General features: G+C 73.1%; 6 protein-coding genes. 3 read left to right on the top strand and 3 right to left on the bottom strand.

Annotation, left to right across the window (positions count from 1 at the left end):
• Positions 1-112: 112 nt before the first annotated feature.
• Positions 113-787 carry a hypothetical protein gene (locus tag AAHZ94_RS22045; RefSeq protein WP_349994707.1) on the bottom strand — a complete coding sequence of 225 codons (675 nt, stop codon included), beginning with the start codon at positions 785-787 and terminating at the stop codon, positions 113-115.
• Between the two features lie 375 nt (positions 788-1,162).
• Here AAHZ94_RS22045 and AAHZ94_RS22050 point away from each other — a divergent pair, with 375 nt between their 5' ends.
• A complete protein-coding gene (locus AAHZ94_RS22050) occupies positions 1,163-2,332 on the top strand; it encodes a rod shape-determining protein (RefSeq protein ID WP_502964737.1) in 1,170 nt (389 codons plus the stop codon).
• A gap of 157 nt (positions 2,333-2,489) precedes the next feature.
• Here the strand turns inward: AAHZ94_RS22050 and AAHZ94_RS22055 are convergent, their stop codons facing one another.
• Both AAHZ94_RS22055 and AAHZ94_RS22060 read right to left on the bottom strand, forming a co-directional pair.
• Positions 2,490-3,659 carry a sensor histidine kinase gene (locus AAHZ94_RS22055; RefSeq protein ID WP_349994709.1) on the bottom strand — a complete coding sequence of 390 codons (1,170 nt, stop codon included), beginning with the start codon at positions 3,657-3,659 and terminating at the stop codon, positions 2,490-2,492.
• Between the two features lie 218 nt (positions 3,660-3,877).
• On the bottom strand, positions 3,878-5,170 hold the full coding sequence (locus AAHZ94_RS22060; protein WP_349994710.1) for a nucleotide sugar dehydrogenase: 1,293 nt from the start codon (positions 5,168-5,170) through the stop codon (positions 3,878-3,880).
• 390 nt (positions 5,171-5,560) lie between these two features.
• Between AAHZ94_RS22060 and AAHZ94_RS22065 the strand changes: the two genes are divergently transcribed.
• Both AAHZ94_RS22065 and AAHZ94_RS22070 read left to right on the top strand, forming a co-directional pair.
• Entirely contained in the window at positions 5,561-7,267 is a 1,707-nt protein-coding gene (locus AAHZ94_RS22065; protein ID WP_349994711.1) for a glycerol-3-phosphate dehydrogenase/oxidase, read from the top strand.
• A 701-nt stretch (positions 7,268-7,968) separates the two neighbouring features.
• On the top strand, positions 7,969-8,986 hold a 1,018-nt coding region (locus AAHZ94_RS22070; protein ID WP_349994712.1), incomplete at its 3' end, for a serine/threonine-protein kinase.

Consider the following 8,986-nt stretch of genomic DNA (forward strand, 5'->3'; position numbering starts at 1 on the left):
GCTGTGTGAGTTTCGGGGGGCCGCCGGGGGGGGGGGGGGGGGCCGGGGGCGGGGGCCGCCGGGGGGGGGGGGCGGCCGCCCCCCCCCCCGCACCGATTGGGCTTCTTGGTGATCAGCGGTTGCCGAGGCGGTAGGCCGTACCGAACGCGGCGATCGGGGACAGCGCCATCAAGATGTACGTCATGCCGTTGACGTCTTCCTTCCAGGTGCCGAAGAGGCCCTCGGCGCCCGGCATGTCGACCAGCGGGTCGTTGAAGTGGCTAAAGAAGATCTCGTTCGCCGACATGGTCTCGATGCCTAGCGAGGCGAACTGCTTCTCGTTGGCCTCCATCCAGTCGGCTGTGACCAACGCGTAGCCATACAGCTCACCCAGGAAGATGGCGGCCAGGGCGAAGACGGCGCCGATGACCCACAGGCCCTGGTTGCGACCGCCGAGCTTGGCGACCACGAAGCCGACGAGGGCGCCGAGCGCGACACCCGCGTACGCGAACTGAGTGATCTTCGGCTGCTGGCCGTCCGTGTCGGCCATCGCGCTCAGCAGGAACGCGTAGAGCACCCCGCCGATCAGCGCGGCGCCGAGGCCCGCGATGAGGGCGAGGCCGGCGTTGCCGCGGGGAGGGGCCGGGGCCGGAGCCGGTGGCGGGAAACCACCGCCGTACTGGGGCTGCTGGGGCTGGCCGCCGTACTGGGGCTGCTGGGGGTAGCCGTAACCACCCGGTTGCTGCGGGTACCCGCCTGGCTGCTGGGGTTGCTGGGGCTGTTGCGGCTGCTGCCAAGGCTGGCTCATGTGATCCCCCGGGGATGAAGGTGGTTCCACCGCGCTCCGGGGACAGGAAAATCTGGAGTGCGGTTGGCTGTTTTCGAGCCACAAGCTAACAGCTTGGTCGGACAGTCAGACAAGCTGAGGAGTTGTCCGTGACATGGCTGGGACGTAGTGGAGATACGCCGGCCCGCTATGTGCTCATTTGGCGCTGTCGGGCGTGAAGGGATGATGGAGGACTTGTACGGCGTATGGTTGCCGCCGCGGCCGGCCCGTACGGGGTGCGCGGGGTGAGGTGGCGCCGGTCGGGCGCCGGCCGGACGGCGTAGAGCCCAGATAAGAATCCGGCATAGGGAATAATCTCATCTTATGGCGCAAAGCAAGACGTTCAGCGGACGTGACATGGGCATTGACCTCGGCACCGCGAATACGTTGGTGTATGTGCGGGGTCGGGGGATCGTGCTCAACGAACCATCGGTCGTCGCCGTGAATGCGGTGGACGGATCGGTGCTCTCTGTGGGGTCGGAGGCCAAGCGCACGATTGGCCGGACGCCCTCGAACATCGTGGCCGTACGCCCGCTCAGGGACGGGGTCATCGCCGATTTCGAGATAGCCGAGCGGATGCTCAGGCACTTCATCAAGAAGGTCACCGGCGCGCGCCGGCTGTCCAGGCCGCGGGTGGTGGTCTGTGTGCCGTCCGGGATCACCGGCGTCGAGCGGCGCGCGGTCATCGAGGCCGCGTCGCAGGCCGGGGTGCGGCAGGTGCACCTGGTGGAGGAGCCGATGGCGGCGGCCATCGGGGCGGGGCTGCCGGTGGGCGAGCCGACCGGCAGCATGATCGTGGACATCGGCGGCGGCACGACCGAGGTCGCCGTGATCTCCATGGGCGGCATCGTCACCGCCAGGTCGGTCCGGACGGCGGGCGACGCGATGGATGCCGCGATCACCTCGTACGTGAAGAAGAAGCACTCGATGGCGATGGGCGAGCGCACGGCCGAGCACGTCAAGATGGCGATCGGCTCGGCCGCGCCGACCGGCTACTGGTCGGCCGACGCCCTGCGGGTGCTGGCCGAGCGGGCCGAGTCCGACGTGCAGGTGAGCTCGGTGACCATCGGCGGGGCGGCCGGGGACGTGCGTGACGGCGCGGCCGGCGACGAGGCCGAGGCGGAGCGCACCCGGGCGCTGCTGCCGCCGGACCGCTGCACCATTCGCGGCCGGGACCAGGCCAGCGGGCTGCCCAAGACGCTGGAGCTGACCGCGGAGGAGGTGCGGCACGCGCTGTCCGAGCCGGTCGAGGCGATCGTGAGCGCGGTCCGGCAGACGCTGGACGAGACGCCGCCCGAACTCGCCGGCGACATCATGGACCGGGGCGTGGTGCTGACCGGTGGCGGGGCGCTGTTGCGCGGCCTGGACACCCGGCTCAGCCAGGAGCTGGACATTCCGGTACTGGTCGCCGACGACCCGCTGGACTGTGTGGCCGTTGGCACCGGGCGGTGCGTGGAGGACTTCGACGCGCTGCGGAAGGTGCTGGACGCCCAGCCGTACCGCGCGCTCCAGATGGCCCGCGGCTGACCGCCCGTACGGACCGGCGCCGGCTCGTACGGGCGCGGCGCCGGTCCGTCGCGTGCGGTGCCGGCCCGTCGGGTGCGGCGCCGGTCCGTCGGGCGCGGTGCCGGTCCGTCGGGTGCGGCGCTGGGCTGACATCGGTCCGGCCTGGCGCCGGCGCCGGTCAGGCGTCGCTGGTGGGCGGGTGGTGCGGGGCGGTGAAGGGGAGTTCGGCGGTGAGGTGGAAGCCGCCTTCCTGGGTGGGGGCGGCGTGCAGGGTGCCGCCGGCGGCGGTGACCGTCGCGGCCAGTGCGGTCAGGCCGCGCCCGGTGCCGGGCAGCGGCTGGTGCGGCGCGGGCGGGGCGTCGTTGTCGACGCTCGCGTGCAGGGTGTTGCCGGTGCGGGTGAAGGCCAGTCGGGTGGGGGCGCCGCGGGCGTGCCGTGCGGCGTTGTTCAGGCCCTCGCGCAGGATGCGTGAGCACAGCCGTTGGGCCTGGCCCGGGGCGGTGTGGGCGGCGGGGGAGATGCTGGCGGTGAGCGGCATGCCGTGCGCGCGGTAGGTGCGCAGCAGCGGTTCCAAACCATCGAGCAGCGGTTCGGCGGGCGGGGCGACGGCGGCCGGGCGGCGCAGCATGTCCAGCGCGACGCGGAGCTCCTCCATCGCCTCCGCCGCGGCGTCCGAGATGGCCCAGCACTTGCGCCGGGTGCGCTCGTCCGTACCCGGCTGCACCTCGATCGACGCGGCCTGGAGCGACATCAGGCTGATCCGGTGGCCCACCCCGTCGTGCACCAGGGCGCTGATCCGGGTGCGCTCGTCGAGTTCGCTGGCCCGCGCCTCGCTCTCCCACTGCGCGCGCCGTGAGCGTTCGGCCGTCTGCTGGGCGCTGACGGCGAGGCCGAGCAGCCCGGGGAAGAGGAGTTCGCCCAGTTCATTGAGGACCGGGCGCTGCTCGAAGAGGTCCAGGCCGGCGAAGGAGCGGCTGGTGGTCCAGGCCGCCACGGGCACCGCGAGGGTGAGCAGGGTGAGCCAGGGCAGCCGCAGCCGTACGGCGGTGTACGTCGCCACGTACAGCGGCAGGTGCTGTCCGCTGGCGAGGAAGACGGCGCAGGCCGCGCACGTGAACGCGGCCGGCCGCTCCCGGCGCACCACGGTCGCGGCGGTGCCGACGAGCACGGTCAGCAGGTTCAGCCAGGGCTCGCGGACCAGTCCGAGGTCGGGGCGGAGCAGCGTGCTCGGGACCACGACGGCCGCGACGACACCGGCCAGCAGCAGGTCCCGCCGCGGCGACCTGGCCAGGGCGAGGAACCGGTCCTCCGCGTACGCGACCACCCGGCGCGCGCTCTGGTGCAGCATCGGTCCGCCTGGGGGAGCTCGGGTGGGTGGGGGTGAGGGTTGTTGGGGCGGGGGTTGGCTGTGTGGGTGTGGGTGTGGGTGTGGGAGTGGGCGGGTGTGACGGCTGGGGTCGGGGGTGGCGATGTGGGGGGTTGTTCGGTATGCGAACACGATAGAGGGGGTGTGTGGGGGTACGGCCGTTAGGTCCCCCTTCGGCTGGGGTCCCTCGTCGTGGGTGCTCAGAGGCGGTGGGCCGCGCCGGTCGGGGTGGCGCCGCGGGTGTCCAGCAGGAGGGGGGCCTTGGCGGCCAGGCCCTGGAGGTCGTACGTGCGGTGCTGCTGGAGCAGCACGGTCAGATCGGCGTCGCCCGCGGCCTCGTACGGGGAGTCGACGCGCGGCACCGGCCGGCCGAGCACCTGCCACCGCGGTACGTACGGGTCGTGGAAGGAGACCTGGGCGCCCAGGTCCATCAGGCGGGAGGCGATCTCGCGCGCGGGGGCGCCGTCCTGGTCGGCGACGTCGGGCTTGTAGCTGAGGCCGAGCAGCAGGATGCGCGCGCCGCGCGCCGACTTGCCGTGTTCGTTGAGCAGGGTGGCGCAGCGGTGCGTCACGTAGCGCGGCATGCGGCCGTTGACCTCCTGGGCCAGTTCGACCATGCGCAGCGGATAGCCGATGGTGCGGTCCTGGTAGGCGAGGCTGCCGGGGTCGACGGCGACGCCGGGGCCGCCGACGCCCGGCCCCGGGCGGAACGCCTGGAAGCCGAACGGCTTGGTTTCCGCGCAGCGCACCACGTCCCACAGGTCGACGCCGATGTCGTGGCAGAAGATCGCCATCTCGTTGGCGAGCGCGACGTTGACGTGCCGGTAGTTGCTCTCCAGCACCTTCACCGCCTCCGCCTCGCGCGGCCCGCGGGCCCGCACCACCTTCTCCACCAGGCGCCCGTAGAAGGTGGCCGCGGCCTCGGTGCAGGCGGCGGTCAGGCCGCCGATGACCTTGGGGGTGTTGGGGTAGCCGAAGTCGCGGCGGCCGGGGTCCACCCGGGTGGGTGAGTAGGCGAGGTGGAAGTCCCGGCCGGCGCGCAGCCCCGATCCCGACTCCAGGATCGGCCGCAGGAACTCCTCGGGGGGCCCCGGCGGCACGGTCGACTCCAGCAGCACCGTGGTGTGCGGGCGCAACCGACCGGCGACCGTACGGGCCGCGGTGGCGACGGCCGACAGGTCCGGCCTGCGGTCCGCGCCGAGCGGGGTCGGCGCGCAGATCACGAGGGTGCGGACCGGGCCGAGCGCATCCGGGTCGGTGGTGGCGCGGAACCCGCCGGCCAGCATCCGGCGCAGGCCGGTGGCAGACGGCGGCCCGCCGCCCGGGTCGTGCTGCCCGGGCCCGGGCCCACCGGCCAACCGGCCCGCGGTCAACCGGGCGACGGCTTCGGGGTCGGGGTCGTAGCCGACGGTGGGGATCTGGGCGGCGGTCGCGGCGTGGACGAGCGGGAGGCCGAGGTGGCCGAGTCCGATGACGGCGAGATCTGCGCGCATGGAGGTGCCGTCCTTCCCGGGTGATTCCGGAGGGCGCGAATTCAGACTAAGCGGAAATATGACCCATGTTGCGGAGGGCCCACCGACACCGACGCGCCGGTGCGCCGGCACGGGGTGCGGGGTGTGGTGCGGATGGCCCAGTGCGGGGTGGGGTGCGGCCCGCTGGGTGGTGGTTGCCCTGGGTTGGTTGGGCTGCGGCCCGGTGGGGCGGGTGTGGTTGCTCTGGGGTGGTTGGCCTGCGGCCCGGTGGGCTGGAAGAAGGGTCCCCACCCGCACCCGTCACCCGGATGGCGCAGGGGTCGGCACGGCAACGCGGGCTGGCTGACCCCGTTTCGTACGGTCAAAATCGTGCAGGAGTGGGCGTGACCCCGATCACAGTGGGAGGTAGCGGTGAGGACAGCGACCCTGGGGCCGGCGGAGCGTGCCACGGCGCTCGCCCAGTTGGCCAGGCAGGAGCTGGACGTGCTGGTGGTGGGCGCCGGGGTGGTGGGCGCCGGCGTTGCGCTCGACGCCGCGACCCGCGGCCTCACGACCGGCCTGGTGGAGGGGCGGGACTGGGCCGCCGGCACGTCCAGCCGCTCAAGCAAGCTGATCCACGGCGGGCTGCGGTACCTGGAGATGCTCGACTTCGCGCTGGTCCGCGAGGCGCTCAAGGAGCGCGGGCTGCTGCTGGAACGGCTGGCGCCGCACCTGGTGAAGCCGGTGCCGTTCCTGTACCCGCTGCAACACCGCGGGTGGGAGCGGCTGTACGCGGGCTCGGGCGTGGCCCTCTACGACGCCATGTCGGTCTCCTCAGGACACGGCCGCGGGCTGCCCCTGCACCGGCACCTCAGCCGCGGCCGGGCGCTGCGCGTGGCGCCCTGTCTGCGCAAGGACGCGCTGGTGGGCGCGTTGCAGTACTACGACGCGCAGATGGACGACGCGCGTTTCGTCACCACCTTGGTGCGTACTGCCGCCTCCTACGGCGCCGCCGTCGCCAACCGCGCCCGCGTGGTGGGCTTCCTGCGCGAGGGGGAGCGGGTGGTCGGCGCCAGGGTGGCCGACGTGGAGCAGGGCACCGAGTTCGAAGTGCGCGCCCGACAGGTCGTCAACGCCACCGGCGTGTGGACGGACGACACCCAGTCGATGATCGGCGAGCGCGGCCAGTTCCACGTCCGGGCGTCCAAGGGCATCCACCTGGTGGTGCCCAAGGACCGCATCCACTCCACGTCCGGGCTGATCCTGCGCACCGAGAAGAGCGTGCTGTTCGTCATCCCCTGGGGCCGGCACTGGATCATCGGCACCACGGACACCGACTGGGACCTGGACAAGGCGCACCCGGCCGCCTCCAGCGCCGACATCGACTACCTGCTGGAACACGTCAACACGGTGCTCGCCACCCCGCTCACCCGGGACGACGTGGAGGGCGTGTACGCGGGGCTGCGCCCGCTGCTGGCCGGCGAGTCCGACGCGACGAGCAAGCTCTCGCGGGAGCACACCGTCGCCCACCCGGTGCCGGGCCTGGTCGTCGTCGCCGGCGGCAAGTACACCACCTACCGGGTGATGGCCAAGGACGCCGTCGACGAGGCCGTGCACGCGCTCGACCAGCGGGTCGCCGGCTGCGTCACCGAGGACGTGCCGCTGGCCGGCGCCGAGGGCTACCGCGCCCGGTGGAACGCCCGTACCGGCATCGCCCGCCGCACCGGCCTGCACGTGGCGCGCGTCGAGCACCTGCTCAACCGGTACGGGGCGCTCGCCGAAGAGGTCGTCGAACTGATCGCCGCCGACCCGCGCCTCGGCGAGCCGCTGCCGGCGGCCGAGGACTACCTGCGCGCCGAGGTCGTCTACGCGGCCTCGCACGAGGGCGCCCGACACCTGGACGACGTGCTCACCCGGCGCACCCGCATCTCCATCGAGACCTTCGACCGCGGCACGCGCAGCGCCCGGGAGGCGGCCGAACTGATGGCGCCGGTGCTCGGCTGGGACAGCGGCCAGGTCGAACGCGAGGTCGAGCACTACGAGAAGCGGGTGCAGGCCGAGCGCGAATCGCAGCGCCAGCCCGACGACCTGACGGCGGACGCGGCCCGCCTCGGCGCCCCGGAGATCCAGCCGCTCTGAGTGTTCCGTGGTGGCGTGCTCTGCGCCGACACGTTCTGCATCGACGTGTTCCGTACGGACGCGTTCCGCGCGGTCTGGCCGCGTATGAGCTGTGCGCGCGTACTGGCTGTGTGCACGAACGAGCTATGCATGCGTACGAGCTGTGTACGCGTACGACCCGGGGCCCGGGTGCGTACGGCCCCGGGGCCGGTCGGGGCGCACCAGGCGTGTCCCGGCTTCCCGGGGCGATCCGCGCGTACCGGAGCAACCGGCTCACATGCGCGCGTACGGCGGTGCTCAACGCGTATCGCCCAACCCGGATGTACCGCCCGAACAGGTGCATCAGGCCGGGCCGGTGAGGCGTGTCGGCCGGGTGTGTCGGGGCGTGTGGTGCGGGAGGTGGCGGGCGGCGCGGAAGGGTGGCGGGCGGTGTGCGGTGGCCGTGGCCACGCTCGGCCGAACGGTGGCCGAATAGCTACGGAATGACGGGGGAACAGCGGACCGCGCAGGGAGTCGGAGCGCTGCCGACACACCCCGTTGGGCGGGCAATGGCGGGAAATGGCGGGGTGGCGGCGGGCCCCGTCCACACCCCGTGACGTGCCGGCCCACCCCCGCGCGCGGTCGGGGTCAGGCCACCCCTGCACCGGGCCGGTACTTCCCCTGCTCCACCGATGAGGGACAATGGACGCTCTGCCAGGGTGGGTTGATTGCAGAGGGGACGCATGTCGGAGGCGGAGCAGACGCAGGGCACGACTGGGCGCCTCCTCGCAGGGCGGTACCGGCTCGGCGAAGTCCTGGGCCGGGGCGGCATGGGCACCGTCTGGCGGGCCCGCGACGAGACGCTGGGCCGCACCGTCGCGGTGAAGGAACTGCGCTTCCCGTCAAGCGTGGATGAAGACGAAAAGCGCCGGCTGATCACCCGCACGCTGCGCGAGGCGAAGGCGATCGCGCGCATCCGCAGCAACGGCGCGGTGACGGTGTACGACGTCGTCGACGAGGACGACCGGCCGTGGATCGTGATGGAGCTGATCGAGGGCAGGTCGCTGGCCGACGTGGTGCGCGACGACGGCGCGCTCAGCCCGCGCCGGGCCGCCGAGGTCGGGCTCGCCGTGCTCGACGTGCTGCGCGCCGCCCACCGCGAGGGCATCCTGCACCGTGACGTGAAGCCGTCGAACGTGCTCATCGCCGACGACGGCCGGGTCGTGCTCACCGACTTCGGCATCGCCCAGGTGGAGGGCGACCCGTCGGTGACCTCGACCGGCATGCTGGTCGGCGCCCCCTCGTACATAGCGCCCGAGCGGGCCCGCGGCCACCGCCCGGGACCGCCGGCCGCCCTGTGGTCGCTCGGCGGCCTGATCTACGCGGCCGTCGAGGGCGTCCCGCCGTACGACAAGAGCACGGCGATCGCCACCCTGACGGCCGTGATGACCGAACCGCTGGACCCGCCGAAGAACGCGGGCATGCTCGAAGACGTCATCTACGGGCTGCTCCACAAGGACCCGATGCACCGGCTCGACGACGCGGGCGCGCGGGCGCTGCTGACCGCCGCCGTCAACGCGCCGGACGACGTCATCTCCCGGCCGAAGGTCGCCGAGCCGACCCGCACCATGCCGCTGCCCTCCGCGTCCGGCGGCCACCTGCCGGGACCGCAGGTCACGCCGGGCCTGCACCCCGCGCCGCACCCGCAGGGCGGGCTGCCCGGCGGGGTCGGCGCCGGGCACGGCATGGGCCGTACGGGGC

Source organism: Streptomyces sp. HSW2009 (assembly GCF_040240285.1).
Classification (GTDB): Bacteria; Actinomycetota; Actinomycetes; order Streptomycetales; family Streptomycetaceae; genus Streptomyces.